Origin of the sequence: Bradyrhizobium sp. 147 (assembly GCF_023073935.1) — a bacterium.
GTDB lineage: Bacteria > Pseudomonadota > Alphaproteobacteria > Rhizobiales > Xanthobacteraceae > Bradyrhizobium.
Map to the genome: position 1 here is coordinate 37454 of NZ_JADPKL010000005.1, position 15953 is coordinate 53406.

General features: G+C 65.0%; 17 protein-coding genes, 1 tRNA gene and 1 riboswitch. Of the genes, 8 read left to right on the forward strand and 10 right to left on the reverse strand.

All coding sequences use genetic code 11. The annotated features are described in order from the left end of the window. Nucleotides 1-26 precede the first annotated feature (26 nt). Entirely contained in the window at nucleotides 27-608 is a 582-nt protein-coding gene (locus IVA87_RS00865) for an XRE family transcriptional regulator (protein ID WP_247332371.1), read from the reverse strand. A 177-nt stretch (nucleotides 609-785) separates the two neighbouring features. Here IVA87_RS00865 and IVA87_RS00870 point away from each other — a divergent pair, with 177 nt between their 5' ends. Then, the gene (locus tag IVA87_RS00870; RefSeq protein WP_247307785.1) at nucleotides 786-1778 is read left to right on the forward strand and encodes an alpha/beta hydrolase; all 993 of its coding nucleotides are present in this window, start codon (nucleotides 786-788) and stop codon (nucleotides 1776-1778) included. Between the two features lie 4 nt (nucleotides 1779-1782). Here IVA87_RS00870 and IVA87_RS00875 read toward each other — a convergent pair. Continuing rightward, a tRNA-Gly gene (locus tag IVA87_RS00875) sits at nucleotides 1783-1856 on the reverse strand. Nucleotides 1857-2027: 171 nt separating this feature from the next. Here IVA87_RS00875 and IVA87_RS00880 point away from each other — a divergent pair. The 5 genes from IVA87_RS00880 (at nucleotide 2028) to IVA87_RS00900 (ending at nucleotide 5073) form a co-directional block, all read left to right on the forward strand. Further along, nucleotides 2028-2606 carry a methylated-DNA--[protein]-cysteine S-methyltransferase gene (locus IVA87_RS00880; protein WP_247332376.1) on the forward strand — a complete coding sequence of 193 codons (579 nt, stop codon included), beginning with the start codon at nucleotides 2028-2030 and terminating at the stop codon, nucleotides 2604-2606. A 9-nt stretch (nucleotides 2607-2615) separates the two neighbouring features. Further along, nucleotides 2616-3455 carry an AraC family transcriptional regulator gene (locus IVA87_RS00885; RefSeq protein WP_247307783.1) on the forward strand — a complete coding sequence of 280 codons (840 nt, stop codon included), beginning with the start codon at nucleotides 2616-2618 and terminating at the stop codon, nucleotides 3453-3455. 57 nt (nucleotides 3456-3512) lie between these two features. After that, the gene (locus IVA87_RS00890; protein ID WP_247307781.1) at nucleotides 3513-3872 is read left to right on the forward strand and encodes a VOC family protein; all 360 of its coding nucleotides are present in this window, start codon (nucleotides 3513-3515) and stop codon (nucleotides 3870-3872) included. A gap of 234 nt (nucleotides 3873-4106) precedes the next feature. Beyond that, nucleotides 4107-4508 carry an SRPBCC family protein gene (locus IVA87_RS00895; RefSeq protein ID WP_247307779.1) on the forward strand — a complete coding sequence of 134 codons (402 nt, stop codon included), beginning with the start codon at nucleotides 4107-4109 and terminating at the stop codon, nucleotides 4506-4508. Nucleotides 4509-4608: 100 nt separating this feature from the next. After that, a complete protein-coding gene (locus IVA87_RS00900; RefSeq protein WP_247307777.1) occupies nucleotides 4609-5073 on the forward strand; it encodes a hypothetical protein in 465 nt (154 codons plus the stop codon). Here IVA87_RS00900 and IVA87_RS00905 read toward each other — a convergent pair. The 4 genes from IVA87_RS00905 to IVA87_RS00920 all read right to left on the reverse strand — a co-directional run bounded on the left by IVA87_RS00905 (nucleotide 5070) and on the right by IVA87_RS00920 (nucleotide 9539). Next, nucleotides 5070-6515 (reverse strand): MATE family efflux transporter, encoded by a 1446-nt coding sequence (locus IVA87_RS00905; protein WP_247307775.1) that lies wholly within the window; start codon nucleotides 6513-6515, stop codon nucleotides 5070-5072. The two genes, IVA87_RS00900 and IVA87_RS00905, sit on opposite strands and share 4 nt — an antisense overlap. A 163-nt stretch (nucleotides 6516-6678) precedes the next feature. Then, nucleotides 6679-7737: a hypothetical protein gene (locus IVA87_RS00910; protein WP_247332379.1), complete on the reverse strand. Its 1059-nt coding sequence runs from the start codon at nucleotides 7735-7737 to the stop codon at nucleotides 6679-6681. A gap of 104 nt (nucleotides 7738-7841) precedes the next feature. Beyond that, nucleotides 7842-8255 carry a PAS domain S-box protein gene (locus IVA87_RS00915; RefSeq protein WP_247307771.1) on the reverse strand — a complete coding sequence of 138 codons (414 nt, stop codon included), beginning with the start codon at nucleotides 8253-8255 and terminating at the stop codon, nucleotides 7842-7844. Nucleotides 8256-8435: 180 nt separating this feature from the next. Next, nucleotides 8436-9539 (reverse strand): 2'-deoxycytidine 5'-triphosphate deaminase, encoded by a 1104-nt coding sequence (locus IVA87_RS00920; RefSeq protein WP_247332382.1) that lies wholly within the window; start codon nucleotides 9537-9539, stop codon nucleotides 8436-8438. Between the two features lie 110 nt (nucleotides 9540-9649). Further along, nucleotides 9650-9729, forward strand: a riboswitch (SAM riboswitch). 73 nt (nucleotides 9730-9802) lie between these two features. On the opposite strand from IVA87_RS00920, the gene IVA87_RS00925 reads away from it, so the two are divergent. After that, entirely contained in the window at nucleotides 9803-10990 is a 1188-nt protein-coding gene (locus IVA87_RS00925) for an O-succinylhomoserine sulfhydrylase (protein ID WP_247332385.1), read from the forward strand. Nucleotides 10991-11056: 66 nt separating this feature from the next. Here the strand turns inward: IVA87_RS00925 and IVA87_RS00930 are convergent, their stop codons facing one another. From IVA87_RS00930 to IVA87_RS00940, 3 genes are read right to left on the reverse strand one after another with little or no spacing between them, the layout of a single operon-like run. Continuing rightward, nucleotides 11057-12043: an SGNH/GDSL hydrolase family protein gene (locus IVA87_RS00930; protein WP_247307763.1), complete on the reverse strand. Its 987-nt coding sequence runs from the start codon at nucleotides 12041-12043 to the stop codon at nucleotides 11057-11059. A 12-nt stretch (nucleotides 12044-12055) separates the two neighbouring features. Further along, nucleotides 12056-12835 (reverse strand): SGNH/GDSL hydrolase family protein, encoded by a 780-nt coding sequence (locus tag IVA87_RS00935; RefSeq protein ID WP_247307760.1) that lies wholly within the window; start codon nucleotides 12833-12835, stop codon nucleotides 12056-12058. Continuing rightward, nucleotides 12835-14091, reverse strand: a complete 1257-nt coding sequence (locus IVA87_RS00940; RefSeq protein ID WP_247307757.1) for an OpgC domain-containing protein — start codon at nucleotides 14089-14091, stop codon at nucleotides 12835-12837. The genes IVA87_RS00935 and IVA87_RS00940 overlap by 1 nt, the downstream gene beginning before the upstream one ends. Before the next feature lie 195 nt (nucleotides 14092-14286). Here IVA87_RS00940 and apaG point away from each other — a divergent pair, with 195 nt between their 5' ends. Next, nucleotides 14287-14679, forward strand: coding sequence for a Co2+/Mg2+ efflux protein ApaG (apaG, locus tag IVA87_RS00945; RefSeq protein ID WP_247307753.1), 393 nt, complete (start codon nucleotides 14287-14289; stop codon nucleotides 14677-14679). Nucleotides 14680-14866: 187 nt separating this feature from the next. Here apaG and IVA87_RS00950 read toward each other — a convergent pair whose 3' ends face one another. After that, entirely contained in the window at nucleotides 14867-15874 is a 1008-nt protein-coding gene (locus IVA87_RS00950; protein ID WP_247307750.1) for an Hsp33 family molecular chaperone, read from the reverse strand. Nucleotides 15875-15953 lie beyond the last annotated feature (79 nt).

Below are 15953 nucleotides of genomic sequence, written 5' to 3' on the forward strand. Positions count from 1 at the left end.
CACTCCAGGGTCTCGCATCGGTGCCCTCACATCTTGCCGTAGGAAGCGCCGCGCCGCGTGATGACAACGTAGCGCGCATCCTGCCAGGTCTCGTTCTCGAAAATCACCGCGCGCATCACGTCGAAATCCAGACAATCGCCCTCGCGCAACCGCACCGCCTTGGCGTCGATATGCACGGCGATGGCGCCCTCCAGCATCAACAGCTGTTGGGTGAACGCGTTGCGGCCCCAGGGACTGTATGGCACCCGCGCGCCGGCCGGCAGGTCGACGACGATGATCTCGATCCCGCTCGCCGCATCGGTCGGCGAGGCGTGGCGCCTTCGATAGCCGCTGTCGGGATCGCGCCAATGCGGCTGATCGGCAAGTCGCACCAAGCGCTCGGGCGGCTTCTCGGCCAGCGCAACGACATCGCTGAGCGACACGTCGAGCGCTGCGCAGAGTTTTCCGAGCAGCGCAGCCGTCGCACTGCTCTGCGCCCGCTCCACCCGCCCGATCATGGCCCGGCTGACGCCGGACCGAGCCGCCAGTTCGTTCAACGTCATGCCGGCCTGGGTCCGCAGCGTCTTCAGGCGGCGGCCGATCGCGCGATCGAGTTTCTGCTGGTCCATTTTTTTCAGCCCCGGCCTTCATCCAAACATTGCCCAGTGCAAGGACCGCATGCCGCCTCGACCAACCTAAGCCGGGCGAGAGGCGAATGCGGGGAGCGCCAGTCCAATATATTAGAATCTTTGCGCAGCCAGGACACCCGATTAGGATGCTTCCCATAATCACGACCGGGAGGCGACGTGGGCGAGCCGACGCAGCGGACGATCAAGGCCAACGGTATCAGCCTCAACGTCGCCGAGCAGGGCGATGGGCCAATGGTGCTGCTCTGCCACGGCTTTCCGGAAGGCTGGTACTCCTGGCGCCACCAGCTCGACGCGCTGGCAGCGGCCGGCTACCGCGCTGTTGCGCCCGACATGCGCGGCTATGGCAAGAGCGACCGGCCCGAAGCGATCGACCAGTATACGATCTTGCACATGGTCGGCGATCTCGTCGGCGTGCTCGACGCGTTCGAGGCGAAGGACGCCGTGATCGTCGGGCATGATTGGGGCGCGACAATCGCCTGGCACACGGCGCGCCTGCGTCCCGATCGCTTCCGTGCCGCTGCCATTCTCAGCGTACCCTATCGCCCGCGCAGTCCCGTGCGGCCGACCAGCGTCATGCCGCGGACAGCGGATGCGCAGTTCTATCAGCTGTACTTTCAGGAGCCCGGTGTCGCCGAAGCGGAGTTCGAACGGGATCCGCGCGCAACGCTCGGCGCCATGCTCTTCGGCGGTTCCGGCGAAGGGGCGGCGGCGATCCGCGCCAATGCCGAGCGTGCCGGCAGGACCGTCGGCGTCGGGATGGTCTCGCGCAAGGATGGCATGTTGCCGAAGGTGCAGGTGCCGCTCCCCTCATGGCTGAGCGTCGCCGACCTCGACCATTACGGCGTCGAATTTGCCCGCAGTGGGTTTCGCGGGCCGCTCAACTATTACCGTAACATCGATCGCAACTGGGAGCTGATGGCGGCCTTCGAGGGGGTGAAGGTGACCGTGCCCTCACTCTTCATCGCCGGCGATCGTGACATGGTCATTGCCTTTCCCGGTGCCGCCGAGCATCTCGCCAACATGAGACAATGGGTGCCGCAGCTGCGCGAGATCAAGATGCTGCCGGGCTGCGGACATTGGACGCAGCAGGAGCGGCCGGCGGAGGTGAACGCGGCGATCGTGGAATTCCTGCGAAGCCTGCCGAACTGAAGCCTGGAGCGGGCGAAGGGAATCGAACCCTCGTATGCAGCTTGGGAAGCTGCCGTTCTACCATTGAACTACGCCCGCGCGCGGGTGCTTCGCGCACCTCCTGATTAGCCGAGACAGCGCCGCGCGCCAAGCGCTTTGGCGCAGGCAACCTGACGCTTCTTAACGGTTTGGCAAGATTCCAGGTGCGCCGGATTGTGGCGGTGTTATGATTTCGTGTCTGGGGAGACGTGCACTGAGTGGGGCGTGTGCATGGTGGGGCGTGGTTACGCGATCTTCGACACGGCCATAGGGCGCTGCGGCATCGTCTGGAGCAGCACCGGCGTGGTCGCCGTGCAATTGCCGGAGGCGCGGGAGATCGACACCCGACGCCGGATTTTTGCGCTCCATCCCGAGGCGCGTGAGCAACGGCCGTCCAAAAACGCCGAGCTTGCAATCGAGGGCATCGTGGGTCTGCTGCAGGGCAGCGACCCCGATTTTTCCAACGTCAGCCTGGACGCCGGCGGCGTGCCCGGTTTCAACCGGCGCGTCTACGAATACGCCTGCACCATTCCGCGCGGGGACACGCGCACTTATCACGAGATTGCCAAGGCGCTGGGCGCCTCCGGTGCCGCGCATTCGGTGGCGCAGGCGATCGCGAAAAATCCGTTCATGCTGATCGTCCCCTGCTACCGGGTGCTGGAGGCCAGCAATTACACCGACCGGCGCTCGCCCTACGCCGGCGTGATCTCCAAGCGACGGCTGCTGGCGCTCGAGGGCGCCCATCCCATCGCCAGCAAGACGCTGTTCGAGGTGCTGCTGCCGGTTGCCCCGCCACGCGTTCCCACCTAGATAGGCGGCATGGACGCGACCACGCTGCTGACGACGCCATCGATGACGGTCTCCGAATTTCGCTGCGATGCGGGACCGGAGGACACACCCTTTGCAGAATGCCGCACCGGGCATTCCATCGCCTATGTCCGCTCCGGCAGCTTCGGCTGCCATTGCCGCGCCGGCTTCTTCGAACTGGTGGCGGGATCAATGCTGGTCGGCACGCCCGGCGAGGAATACACCTGCACGCATGAGCACGTGTGCGGCGATATCTGCCTTTCGTTCTTCCTGAGCGAGGACCTGGTCGAGACTCTCGGCGGGCGGCGTGAGGTCTGGCACGTCGGCGCGACGCCGCCGCTGCCCGAGCTGATGGTGCTGGGCGAGCTGGCCCAGACGGCGGCAGATGGCAACAGCGATCTCGGCCTCGACGAAGTCGGCCAAATCCTGGCGGGCCGCTTCATTGAGGTCGTCTCAGGCAAGACGCGCAAGCCGGCGCCGCCCACCGCGCGCGACCGCCGGCGCGCGGTGGAAGCCGCGCTGTGGATCGACGAGAACTCGCAATCCGAGCTCGACCTCGAGCAGGCAGCAAAGCAGACCGGCCTCAGCCCGTTTCATTTTCTCCGGCTGTTCTCGGCGGTGCTCGGCGTCACCCCGCATCAATATCTGGTGCGCTCGCGCTTGCGACATGCCGCGCGGCTGCTCACCGAGGACGATACCGCGGTCACCGACATCGCCTATGACGTCGGCTTTGGCGATCTCTCCAACTTCGTCCGCACCTTCCATCGCGCCGCCGGCGTATCCCCGACCAAGTTCCGGCAGGCCTCGAAGGGGGAGCGCAAGATTCTCCAAGAGCAGCTTGCCCTCAACTGACTAGGTTCGTCTCCGGCGCGCGCCATCAAGCGGCGCGCAGTGCAAATGGAGACGATCATGTACGACCACATCGGATTGCGCGTTGCCGACCTCGATGCCGCCACGCGCTTCTACAGCGCAGTGCTGGCGCCGCTCGGCTATATCCTGTGCTCAAGCGGCGACGGCTATGCCGGCTTCGGGCCGAAGGGCGAGCCGGCGCTGTGGCTGCACCTGAACAAGGGACGCAAGGCCGATGGCGCGCATATCGCCTTCCGCGCCAAGGATCACGACGCGGTCAAGGCGTTCCACAGCGAAGGGCTGAAGAGCGGCGGTCGCGACAATGGCGGCGCCGGCCCACGCAAGGATTACAGCCCGACCTATTATGCGGCGTTTTTGATCGACCCTGATGGCAACAATGTCGAGGCGGTTTGTGCGTGAGCGTGCTCGCGCCTCGCTACAAGCCGTCATGCCCCGGCTTGCCGCCTTCGCTAAAGCTTCGGCGGCCGAGCGCCCTTGAGGCCCCGGCGTAGCGTTGGCGGAGCCGGGACCGGGTCATCCAGTACGCTTCGCGATCCTATCACGTCGGTCTCTGGAATACTGGATTGCCCGATCAAGTCGGGCGATGACGGCCCTATCGCCCGCCTCTCCACATTATAGGAAATAGGAATCCCCATGGCCTCCATCCACAATGACATTCCCCTTCCCGCCTCCGCGCGCGACGTCTGGGACGCCGTGCGCGACTTCGGCGCGCTGCATCAGCGGCTGGTGCCGGGCTTCGTCACCGCCTGCAACCTCGACGGCGATGCGCGCATCGTCACCTTTGCCAACGGTTCGGTGGCACGCGAGGTGCTGGTCGATTGCGACGACGCGCGGCGACGGCTGGTCTATGCGATCAACAACGAGCGGCTGAAGCACTACAGCGCCTGCGTGCAGGTGATCGCCGAGGGCGAGACGAGGTGCCGTCTGGTCTGGACCATCGACATGTTGCCGAACGAGCTTGCGTCCTATGTTCAGGGGCAGACCAGCGAAGCCGTGATCGCGTTGCACAAGGCCTTTCCGCCCGCCGCGGCGTGACCTTTCTCACAGCGATCCGCCCTCGCCAGCCGTAACCATGGCGACGTGCGTCCGGTTGGCTCCGCTCTCCCGGCGGAGCCGCGCACGCGAGGAGCATGCCATGAGAGGTGCGGACAAGGTGATCTGCCAGGCGGCCGCCGTGCTGCTGTTGTTTTCCGTCGCGAGCACGCCGGCGAAGGCGCAGCTTGCGGGTTTTGGTGGCGGTGCCGGCGGCGAGGACATGATGACCCAGATGGCGCCAATGCTGGAGATGATGAAGGCGAAGATGGGCAAGCGCCGCTTCGCCATGCTGATGCAGACCATGGGCCCGATGATGAGTCGCATGATGGAGAACGGCGGCGGGCTTGGTGGCATGATGGGTGGCGGAGGCTTCGGTGCGCCGAACTACGGCGGCTACACGCCGATGAGCGGCGGCTATATGCCAGTCGGGATCGGCAGTATGGGCAGCGGCGACATTATGGGCATGCTCGGTGGCGCCGGAGGCGGAGACATGATGGCGATGATCCCGCAATTGATGCGGCTCGCCAATGCCGGCGGCGGCCATCGCCGCCACAGGCATCGCTAGTCGGCAACAGCTGACAGAGCTGGCCTGATCGCAGGTTTCGTCTTGCGCGGTCCCCAGCGGGTCAGCACCACGCTGGAGCACGACAGCAGGCCGAGCACGACCATCGAGCTTGCGGCGAGCCAGAAGAAGCTCTGCGCGCTGGCGTCGTGGGCCGACAGCCACCAGCCACAAGCGGCGATGTAGATCAATCGCGCGGTCTGCGCCAGCACCGGCCCGATCACCTTGGCGGCGCCCTGCGAGGAGAAATACATCGTCGTTGCGAGGCCGAAGAAGGCGTAGAACGGTCCGACCGTCGAGAGATATTGATGGCTCGCCGCACGCACGGCCACGCTGTCGGTGAAGATGTTGACCCAGAGATCGGGGAAGATCGCAACGAGGCATGCCGGCGCGCCGACTGCCACGAAAGCCGCAGCACTGGCGATCCAGGCGATGCGCCGGGCGCGCGCGATGCGGCCCGCGCCGATCGCCATCCCGACCATCGGCACACAGGCGATGCCGAACGAGAATGCGATCGAGGTCAGCAGGAATTCCAGCCGCGCGCCGATACCGTAGCCGGCGAGGATCGCGGTGCCGAACTGCGCCAGCATGTGAGTGAAGATCGAGATCGTCAGCACCGATTGCAACGGCGAGAAGCAGGCGATGGCGCCGACCTTCAGGATGTCGAAAAACATCGCCCATTGGATGCGCAGGCCGCGCAGCTTCAGGACGATTCGGGCGCGGCCGGAGAACAGGTACCAGCCCATCACGCCGATGTTCATGCAATAGGCGATCAGCGCGCCGGCCGCGACGCCGCGCATGCCGAGCTGCGGCACCGGCCCGAGCCCAAGGCCCAGCGTGCCCCCCAGCACGATCTGCCAGACCGCCGAGTTGAGGATCAACAGCGACGGCAGCTTCATGTTGCCGGTGCCGCGCAGGACGCCCGCCAGGGTGTTGAGCAGCCAGGGCAGCACCGCGCCGCCGAAAAACACCTGCGTGTAGGCGATGGCGTGGGTCAGCACATTGCCACGGCCGCCGAGCAATTCCAGCAGGCGCGGCCCGAAGATCAGCATGCCCAGCATGAAGACGAGACCGAAACTGATGCCGATCAGAATCGCGTGCACGGCGAGGTTTCCGGCGCGCTCGCGATCCCCGGCGCCCAGCGCACGCGCGATGGCGGAGGCCACCGCGCCGCCCATGGCGCCGCCCGACATCGTCATGGTCAGGATCACGGTCGGAAACACCAGCGCCATCGCGGCCAGCGCCTCGACGCCGAGCCGGCCGACATAGGAGGTCTCGGCGATCACCACGCACATGCCGGCCGACAACCCGATCACGTTCGGCCAAGCGAGCCCAAGCAGGGTGCGCAGAATCGGACCGTCGGTCAGCGCGCTCCTGACGGGACGCGGAGGCGGCGGCAGCGGGCGCTCCTGTTCATCGACCGGGATTTCGGCGATGTCGGACATGTCTTCTCCCGGACACGAGCGCCATTTGCGGCGCGGCAATAAACAGGTGTGCCAATAAATCTATTCGCGCGCAGGGCGCGGCAGGGCTTGTTAGCATGGCGGGCGCCGATTCCTCCTGCGTCAGGTGCAGGCGTGCCCTGCGGCAGCGGCTTGTCACCCTCGCCTATTCAATCGTCCAGACCAGCGGCGGGCGGCCGCCCTTCGCGGTCCGCATGCGCACGCCTATGTTTCTTCCGCATCCTGCAGCGAGGCCCTCGAACAATCCTTCCAGCACCTTGGCGCAGGTGGGGTGATAGTCGGCGACATCGTCCATCAGCTTCCAGCTCCGCTGATGGATTGCAAAGGCGCCTTCGGATTGCGAGGTCTCGGCGGCATCGTCCTGCGCGGCAAACAGCGCGCTCAGGAACGATGCGAATTCGCCCGCACCACCGCGGCCGCGGCCCATCGCCAGCGCCGCCGCGACCTCGTCGAAATATTGCATGCCGATCAGCTTGCCGGTGAGATGCAGGAGATAGCCGGCGTCCTCGGGGCCGAACAGCTGCACCATCACGGGCGCGGCGGTGCGGACATATTCCATGGCGTAGTTGCGATAGGCTTTCTCGAGCCGCGGTTTCGGCCAGCTCGTCACCGGCAAAGCCGGCGCGGTCTTCGCATCGAACGTAGGGGCCTCCAGATGCCGCGCGAACACCAGGCGCTGGTCGAGCTCGAGCGGATGGTCGTATTGATGATAATAGCCTTCGAGCCCATCCTGGCCGTCGACGCTCTGCTTGGTGCAGACGAAGCCGAGGCGGAGATCGCCGAGCGCTACGCCGTTGTTGGCGTGCCAGCCACGCAGCATCGCGCGAGAGACTTCGCCGGGCACGCCGCAGATTGCGGTGCCCCTCCAGATCCAGCGCGGCGGCGGGTAGCGGATCCAGGCCTTGGTGTCGCTCTCATACATGTATTCGACATGCACGCCGCCGATCCAGTTGGAGAGATAGTGATATTGCGCGGCAGCCACCGCCGGCGGCAGATGACGGAGGCCGAGCTTTTGCAAGCCAGGCAGGAAGCGCTCCTGCTGCTGGCGGCGGAACACGCGGAAGACGAATTCAGCGGCATCCGCCGTGCCGCGCCGCGTGACCACGGTGAGGATCAGGCCGGTGAAGTAGGCGTGATAGAGATCGGCGACCGCGCGCCAGCGTTTCCATTGGGCTTCCTGCGCTGTGTCTGATATGGCGGTCATGTTCGCTCCCGATCATTGTTTTGATCGAATGTGTCACTGCACCGGGTGACAGGCAACATGCCACGCATGCAGGCCGCCCTGCACGACGGCCCGTCAATTCCGCATCACGAATTTTGCGCAGCCTTGGCCGCGCGCTCGCGCTCAATGCGCTCCGTCACGTCGCGCGCCATCGCGACCGATCCGAGCACGGCTGCGCCAGCATTCCGTACTAGCGCAAAGGTCATCTCAATGTAGAGCTTGCGCCCGCTCTTGTGCAGCGCGCGGGTCAATGTCGGCTTGCCTGCAAGCTTCATCGTGCCGCTGGCCAGCGCAGCCTCGAAGCCTTTCCAGTGCGCGGCGCGCAGATGCTCGGGAATGATCAGATCGAGGTTCTGGCCGAGCGCCTCCGCGGCGGAGAAACCGAACAAGGCGGCCGATGCCCGATTCCAGCGCGTGATCGTGCCGGAGCGATCCGAATAGATCAGCGCGTCCGCGACGTCGTCGATGATTCTCGCGTCAAGTTGGGATGGATTGCTCATGACACCACCTCGCATGTAGCCCGGATCTCGGCCCGCATCCTGACACATACTCGGTGTCATCGCCCGACTTGATCGGGCGATCCAGTACTCCGCGGCGGACATTTTTGAAACGAACTACCGCCGCAGAGTACTGGATGCCCCCGACAAGCCGGGGCATGACAGCGGAGCGTGGGACTAGCGCTACCGGAAATGCTTGCTCAGCTTCAGCCCCTGCGCCTGGTAGTTCGAGCCGATGCGCTGGCCGTACATCGCATCGGGACGCGCCAGCATCTTCTCGTAGACGAGGCGGCCGACGATCTGGCCATGCTCGAGGATGAAGGGCACCTCGCGCGAGCGCACCTCCAGCACGGCGCGCGCGCCTTGCCCGCCGGCACCGGCATAGCCGAAGCCGGGATCGAAGAACCCGGCATAATGCACGCGGAATTCGCCGACCAAGGGATCGAACGGCACCATCTCCGCGGCGTAATCGGGCGGAACCTGCACGGCCTCTTTCGAGGCCAGGATGTAGAACTCGCCGGGATCGAGGATCAGGCTGCCATCGGGACGGGCCGACATCGGCTCCCAAAAATCTTCCACCGCATAGCCGGAGCGACGGTCGACGTCGACGACGCCGGTGTGGCGCTTGGCGCGGTAACCGACGAAGCCGTTGGCCTTCTCGCCGGAGAGGTCGACCGAGACGGCGACGCCGCCGGCCAGGTCGGCATCGTCGATGTCGACGAGGCGCTCGGTCGCATGCAAGCCATCGAGTTCGTCGGCATTGAGGATGGCGTCACCGGTGCGGAAGCGCACCTGCGACAGACGCGAGCCCTCGCGCACCAGCACCGGAAACGTCTTCGGGCTGATCTCGGCATAGAGCGGGCCGTGATAACCGGCGCCGATCATGTCGAAGCGGCGGGTCCCGTCGGCGATCACGCGGGTGAAGACGTCGAGCCGGCCGGTCGAGCTCTTGGGATTCGCGGCCGCGACGATTTCCGGCGGGAGCGCGAGGCTCTCCAGCAGCGGCACGATGTAGACGCAGTTGGTCTCGAGCACCGCGCCGTCGGCAAGACTGAACTCGTGCAGCTTCAATTCGTCAATGCGCTCGGCGACGGTGGCGCCGGGACCGGGCAGGAAGCTGGCGCGGACGCGATAGGCGATGTCGCCGAGGCGCAGATCGAGGCTCGCCGGCTGGATCTGGCTTTCGACGAAGTCGTAGGCGGGCAGGATCAGCCCCGCCTCTGCCATCGCCGCAATCATGCGGTCAGGCAGGATACCATTGGCATCGGCAGCGACCGTGAACGTCAACCGGGGGTCCTCATCAAGGGGCAAACGCATCCCGAGATACGGGAAATACTAGCCTTTTACGGCTATCCGATGGACGCCTTGACGGAAAGGGCATTGCGGAATATGAGCATCACTTATCCCGTGGTGATTTGAGCCGGCCGGCTTGCAGCCACGTTAAATAAGTCGCTAAACAGGCCGGGGACCTCTGTGATCCCGGCCCGTGGAGATATCCAGGCCGGTTTTTTTGTGACCATTTTTGCTCGAATGGTCATGTCGGAGGTCCTATGTCGAAGTCGCCTGCCACTTACCGTCCCGAAACCCGCCTGGTCCATTCCGGCACCCTGCGCTCGCAATATGGCGAGACGTCGGAGGCGCTGTTCCTGACGCAAGGGTACGTCTACAACAGCGCCGAGGAGTGCGAGGCGCGGTTCAAGGGCGAGGACCCCGGCTTCATCTATTCGCGCTATTCCAATCCGACCGTCGCGATGTTCGAGCGCCGCATGATCGAACTCGAAGGCGCCGAAGCCGCTCGCTCGGCGGCAACCGGCATGGCCGCGGTGACGACGGCGATCCTGGCGCCCCTGAAGGCGGGCGATCATGTGGTGGCGTCGCGCGCGCTGTTCGGCTCGTGCCTCTATGTGGTGCAGGATCTGCTGCCGCGCTACGGCATCGAGACCACGCTGGTCGACGGCCTCGACCTCGACCAATGGCAGCGCGCCCTCAAGCCGAACACCAAGACGTTCTTCCTGGAGAGCCCGACCAATCCGACGTTAGATGTGCTGGACATTCCCTCGATCGCCGAGATCGCGCACAAGGGCGGTGCGCGACTCGTCGTCGACAACGTATTCGCAACCCCGATCTGGCAGAGCCCGCTCGCGCTCGGGGCCGACGTCGTGGTCTATTCCGCGACCAAGCACATCGACGGCCAGGGCCGCTGTCTTGGCGGCATCATCCTGTCCTCGGAAGCCTTCATCGCGGAGCACATCCACAATTTCATGCGCCAGACCGGCCCGTCGATCTCGCCGTTCAACGCCTGGGTCCTGCTCAAGGGCCTGGAAACGCTGGGCGTGCGCGTGCGCGCGCAGACCGACACCGCAGCGCGCATTGCCGAGGTGCTGGCGAGCCATCCCAAGATCTCGCGGCTGGTCTATCCCGGCCGCGCCGATCATCCGCAGGCCGCGCTGGTGAAGAAGCAGATGCGTGGCGGCTCGACGCTGGTCGGTTTCGAGGTGAAGGGCGGCAAGCAGGCGGCGTTTCGCGTGCTCAATGAGTTGAAGCTGGCGAAGATCTCGAACAATCTCGGCGACGCCAAGAGCCTCGTCACGCATCCGGCCACTACGACGCATCAGCGTCTGAAGCCGGACGACCGCGCCGCGCTCGGCATCAGCGAGGGCTTCATCCGCTTCTCCGCGGGCCTCGAGCATGCGGAAGATCTGATCGAGGATCTGACCGCGGCGCTGGAGAAGGCGTGACGGGCGAATGGCGAATAGTGAGTGGCGAATAGACCCCATTCGCTATTCGCCATTCCCTATTCGCCCCTACATCGGCCGATACGTGCGCACATCAGCGGGCACGTTCACACCGAGCTTGATCTGGCCGACGGAGCGGATGATGTCGTCGGCGAGGAGCTGGGCGAAGCAGGCGTAGCCCCAATCGTTCATGTGCAGGCCGTCGGCGATGACGAAGCTCTCGACCGGGATTGCCTGTTTCTCGTGCCAGTCGCGCATCACCTCGAAGCGCGGGAAGATGCCAACGTGACGGAGCTCGGCGACCTTGCCGAGCAGCTTCACCATCTTGCCGGCGCTCTCGGCGCGCTGGTTGACCGCCGGCGAATATTGCGGATCGACCAGCACGATGTCGGCGCCGCCGGCGGCCTGGATGCGGCTGATGCCGTCCTCGACCAGCTTTGCGGTATCGGCGGGATCGAGGTTGCGCAGCACGGCGTTGGTGCCGACCTGCCAGATCACGAGATCCGGATGCACGTCGATCACCTGCGTCTGGAGGCGCTTCATCATCTCGGGCGCATCCTCGCCACCGACGCCGGCATTGATGACGGTGATGTCGGCGGTCGGATAGTGCCGGCGCAGCTGTGCGGCGAGACGGTTCGGATAATTGAACTCCGGCGAGCTCGCACCGAATCCTGCGGTGGACGACGAGCCGAACGCGACGATGACGACGGGCTGGCCGGCGACGAGCTTGCTTGCGACACGCGGCAGCGAGCCCATCGCCTTCGGGCCGCCCTTCGGCGGCAGGCAGGGCACGCGGCTGAAGATGTCGCCGGCCGACTTTGCGACTTCCTTCACCTTGTCGAGGGCGCGCGCCGTGACGCCGCGCTGCTCGGGGGACGTCGCGGCGACGGTGGTCTGGGAGGGCGGTGCGGCAGCGGGATCAGCCGGCTGCGCGGCCGTCGCCTGAGCGGCTTGCGTCTGCGCGCGCGGCTGCGAAGCGGGCATCAGCAGCAGCAGCGCCGCCGCCGCGGGCACCGCCAGCCATGACGTCAGGCAAAAAGGGCGGGGAGAACTCATTAACGCTAGACCTCAATTTTGCTGCTGGGCCGGCTCCAGATGGGCAGCATCAATCACGAACTGTGCCAACGCCCGGCCAAGGCAATCATGGACCTGTTTCGCCAGTTCAGGCCCGCGGGACGGGTTGAACAAGTCGAACTGGCCCTGATCATTCCACTGTCGCATGATCGCGAAACGGTCGAACAGCGGGACGTCGTGCTCCTGCGCCACCACACGCATATTATCGAGAAAAGGCTGCGCCGCGATCATGGTTTCAGTGCGCGGACTGTACTGCAAATTCATCAAGACGACGTCAGCCCCTGCCTTTTGCAATGCAGTAACCCCTTCTGTTACCGCGCCGCGAAAATCGTCGGGATCGATGGATCGGATAGCATCCACGGTCCCGGTCTGCCAGATGACCAAAGTAGGCGTTTTTGCTTCCATCAGCTTAACGAAAGTGGACGCGGTCTCCCCTGCCGTTTTCTTGCTCTGTATTTCTACGGAGACGTGCACCACTTCGGACGCGGGCAGCTTCTCCTTGAGGATCGTCTCCATGCGTGCCGGATATGAGCTGCTCTCCGAGGATGGAATCGTGGTTGAGCGGCTTCCGATGACCAGAATCTCGAGCGGCTTGCCGGCCTTGATGGCATCGGCGACCTTGGGCAGCTGGCTTTCGCTGGTAAGCAGATAGGACGGCAATTCGCAGGCCGCGGGCGCGGCCGAGGCAGCAGGCGCAGCATCGCCCGCGCGCGCCGTGGCCGCGGCGAGGCCACCGCATAGCAGGATCAGGCTCAGGAGAACCTTCGCCTTCATCAGCCCCCTCCCGCCAGATCGGCGTTGCCGACGGCGTTTTTGGTTTTCGCACCGCTCTTGTCAGCCACGCGCTTGTACCACGAAATCACCCACGCCACCCCCCACATGATCAGGATTCCGGAGAGACTAATCAACGCATGCATGGCTGCCCCGCCGGAAACTTCGGCCAGGATGAAATGGCCGGCGAAAGCCAGGAAGACGCCGAGACAGAAGATCTCGAGCGAATGCTGCCCGCACAGGATCAGCGGCCGCAGCCAGGGCGATTTCAGGCCCGGCCAGGTCCGCGGCAGGAAGCGCACGGTGAGCGCGGCCAGCGCCAGGAAATGGGTGAAGCGCAGCACGTCGAGATCGGTCTTGTCGATCGGATACATCCACTGCTCGAGCCGCTTCGGCATGAGGTGGCCGAGCTGCGGCACGTACCAGGTCAGCGTCACGTAGAACGCCGCGGCGAGATAGGCGATCGAGATCCACATCGTCACGGGTGATGCCAGAATGCGCGACATGCGCCGCGCGCCTCCGAGCGCACACCATGCACCGAAGACGAAAAGCAATTGCCAGGCCAGCGGATTGAACGCCCAGAAGCCGTTCGGATAGGCCGAGAAGTAGAGGTCGTATTCCCAGGTCACGGCGTAGAGCACGACCGAGAGGCCGAGCGTGACGTCGGGCTTCCACTTCATCGACCACAGGATCAACGGCAGCGCCAGCATCAGCACGATGTAGAGCGGCAGCACGTCCATGTTGACGGGCCGGAAGCGTAGCAGCAGCGCCTGGACGATGGTGACGTCGGGCTGCTTGAGGAAATCCATGATGCCCATCTCTTCGGTGTAGAGCGGGTTCTCGAAGCTGGTCGCCACATAGGAGATTTCGGCGAGGAAGATCGTGAACAGGAAGACGTGGGCGACGTAGATCTGCCAGACGCGGCGCAGGATGCGCGCCGTGGCGATGACGGCGCCGCTCTCCAGCATTGCCCGGCCGTAGACGAAGGCGGCGGTATAGCCGGAGATGAAGATGAAGATCTCGGTGGCGTCGCTGAAGCCGTAATTGCGAATGGTGAACCACGTCAGCAGGCTGGTTGGCAGATGGTCGATGAAGATCAGCCACAGCGCCAGCCCGCGGAACAGATCGAGCCGGAGCTCGCGCTCGCCGATCGCCGGCAGCGTAATGGCTGGCGCGGCGGCGCGCGGCTTGGTTCCTGCGGGTTTGGCACCGGCGGTTCCCGCGATCGTCGATCCCGTCACTTGGTCGGCAATGGTCATCGGGGCCAAAAACCCTTCCGCAAATCGCGACGTTCAATGGAGTTTACCGGTCCGGCCGTCGTCTCGCAAAGCGGCCGGATCACATAAGGTTGTCTCCCCTTGGAGTCCCTTCCCCGCGAATTCTGGCGGGACGATGTCGCCAAAGCCGTCTCCGGCGTTTGGTTCCCCAGGAGGATTTCGCTATGATGGGCCATCATGTACCGCGCCGTGACCCGCCAGATCGAAGTGACCGTCGAGCCGAGCTTTGTTCCGGAGCAGTCGTCGGCCGACCGCTCCCGCTATTTCTGGTCCTACACCATCGTCATCACCAATTCCGGCGACGAGACCGTGCAGCTGAAGACGCGGCACTGGATCATCACCGACGCCTCCGGCCGCCAGCAGGAGGTGAAGGGCGAGGGCGTCGTGGGTGAGCAGCCGATCCTGGCCCCCGGCGAGCGCTTCGAATACACCTCCGGCGTGCCGCTCACGACCGCCTCCGGCTTCATGACCGGCCGCTACCAGATGGTCAGCGAAAGCGGCGAGCGCTTCGAGATCGACGTGCCGACGTTCTCGCTGGACAGTCCGGACAACAAGCGGGTGTTGAACTAGCCTCCGATGTCATTGCTCGCGAAGGCGGAGAATCCAGCAAGCCGCGGCCTATCGGTTCAATCACTGTTCGGCTCAATCACTGTCGTCTCGGACTAATGGATCGCCCGATCACGGCCGGGCGATGACAGCGAGTACGTGCGAGCAGCCTCCCCAGCCTCGTCATTCCTAGCCTAGCTATGCGCGATGCCTAGGCGTCCTCCACGCCCGCCTCGTGCGGCGTGAACTGGTAGACCGACGAGCAGAACTCGCAGGTGACGACGACCTTGTCGTCCTTGACCATCGCGGCGCGATCGTCGGGCGAGAAGCTCTTGAGCATGGAGGCAACCGCATCGCGCGAGCAGGAGCACCGCGCTTCGAGAACCTGCGAATTGAATACGCGCACACCGCGCTCGTGGAAGAGGCGGAATAGCAGCCGCTCGCCGGAGAGCTCGGGATCGATCAGCTCGACGTCCTCGACGGTCTCGATCAGCGAGCGCGCCTCGACCCAGGCGTCGTCTTCGGCGACGCTGTGCACCTCGCTGCCCTCGGGCGCATCCCCGGGATGCAGGTCCGCCTGCCGCGCGCGCTCCGGCGCCTTGGGCAGAAACTGCATCAACATGCCACCGGCGCGCCAGCGATGCTTGCCGCCGTCGCTACTGCGCCATTCCTCGCCGACCGCAAGACGCACGCGCGTCGGGATCTGCTCGGAGCGGAGGAAATATTCGTGAGCGGCCTCTTCCAGGCTGCCGCCGTCGAGCGCGACCAGACCCTGGTAGCGGCTCATGTCGGGGCCCTGGTCGATGGTCATGGCGAGATGACCGCGGCCGAGCAGCGTGCCGGAATCTTTGGCGTCACCCAGACGCGCGGCATCGAAGCGCGCATAGGCGCGCAGGCGATCCGGCGCCATGTAGTCGACGACCAGGAACGACACCGGACCGTCGGTCTGGGCCTGAAGGATGAAGCGGCCCTCGAATTTCAGCGCCGAGCCGAGCAACGTCGTCAGCACGATGGCCTCGCCGAGCAGCTTGCCGACGGGAGCGGGATAATCGTGCTTGGTGAGAATGTCGTCGAGCGCCGGACCGAGCCGCACCAGGCGGCCGCGCACGTCGAGTGCGTCGACCTCGTAGGGCAGCACGGCGTCATCGATCGGAACCGGTGATGGCGCGCGAACCGGGCCTTCTGGCCCGGTTTTCATGTCAGGGGATTGGGAAACCATGGCCGTGTATCTGGGGTCGGAGGTGGGAAATGGAAGGGGGCGCGAGGGAGTGTTCCCGAGGCAGTTATGATCACACACG

Coding starts and splice junctions, on each gene's coding strand:
- apaG (WP_247307753.1), top strand. CDS start 14,287: ATGTACCGCGCCGTGACCCGCCAGATCGAAGTGACCGTCGAGCCGAGC.
- IVA87_RS00890 (WP_247307781.1), top strand. CDS start 3,513: ATGTACGACCACATCGGATTGCGCGTTGCCGACCTCGATGCCGCCACG.
- IVA87_RS00950 (WP_247307750.1), bottom strand. CDS start 15,874: ATGGTTTCCCAATCCCCTGACATGAAAACCGGGCCAGAAGGCCCGGTT.
- IVA87_RS00930 (WP_247307763.1), bottom strand. CDS start 12,043: ATGAGTTCTCCCCGCCCTTTTTGCCTGACGTCATGGCTGGCGGTGCCC.
- IVA87_RS00940 (WP_247307757.1), bottom strand. CDS start 14,091: ATGACCATTGCCGACCAAGTGACGGGATCGACGATCGCGGGAACCGCC.
- IVA87_RS00915 (WP_247307771.1), bottom strand. CDS start 8,255: ATGAGCAATCCATCCCAACTTGACGCGAGAATCATCGACGACGTCGCG.
- IVA87_RS00900 (WP_247307777.1), top strand. CDS start 4,609: ATGAGAGGTGCGGACAAGGTGATCTGCCAGGCGGCCGCCGTGCTGCTG.
- IVA87_RS00925 (WP_247332385.1), top strand. CDS start 9,803: ATGTCGAAGTCGCCTGCCACTTACCGTCCCGAAACCCGCCTGGTCCAT.
- IVA87_RS00885 (WP_247307783.1), top strand. CDS start 2,616: ATGGACGCGACCACGCTGCTGACGACGCCATCGATGACGGTCTCCGAA.
- IVA87_RS00865 (WP_247332371.1), bottom strand. CDS start 608: ATGGACCAGCAGAAACTCGATCGCGCGATCGGCCGCCGCCTGAAGACG.
- IVA87_RS00880 (WP_247332376.1), top strand. CDS start 2,028: ATGGTGGGGCGTGGTTACGCGATCTTCGACACGGCCATAGGGCGCTGC.
- IVA87_RS00910 (WP_247332379.1), bottom strand. CDS start 7,737: ATGACCGCCATATCAGACACAGCGCAGGAAGCCCAATGGAAACGCTGG.
- IVA87_RS00905 (WP_247307775.1), bottom strand. CDS start 6,515: ATGTCCGACATCGCCGAAATCCCGGTCGATGAACAGGAGCGCCCGCTG.
- IVA87_RS00935 (WP_247307760.1), bottom strand. CDS start 12,835: ATGAAGGCGAAGGTTCTCCTGAGCCTGATCCTGCTATGCGGTGGCCTC.
- IVA87_RS00895 (WP_247307779.1), top strand. CDS start 4,107: ATGGCCTCCATCCACAATGACATTCCCCTTCCCGCCTCCGCGCGCGAC.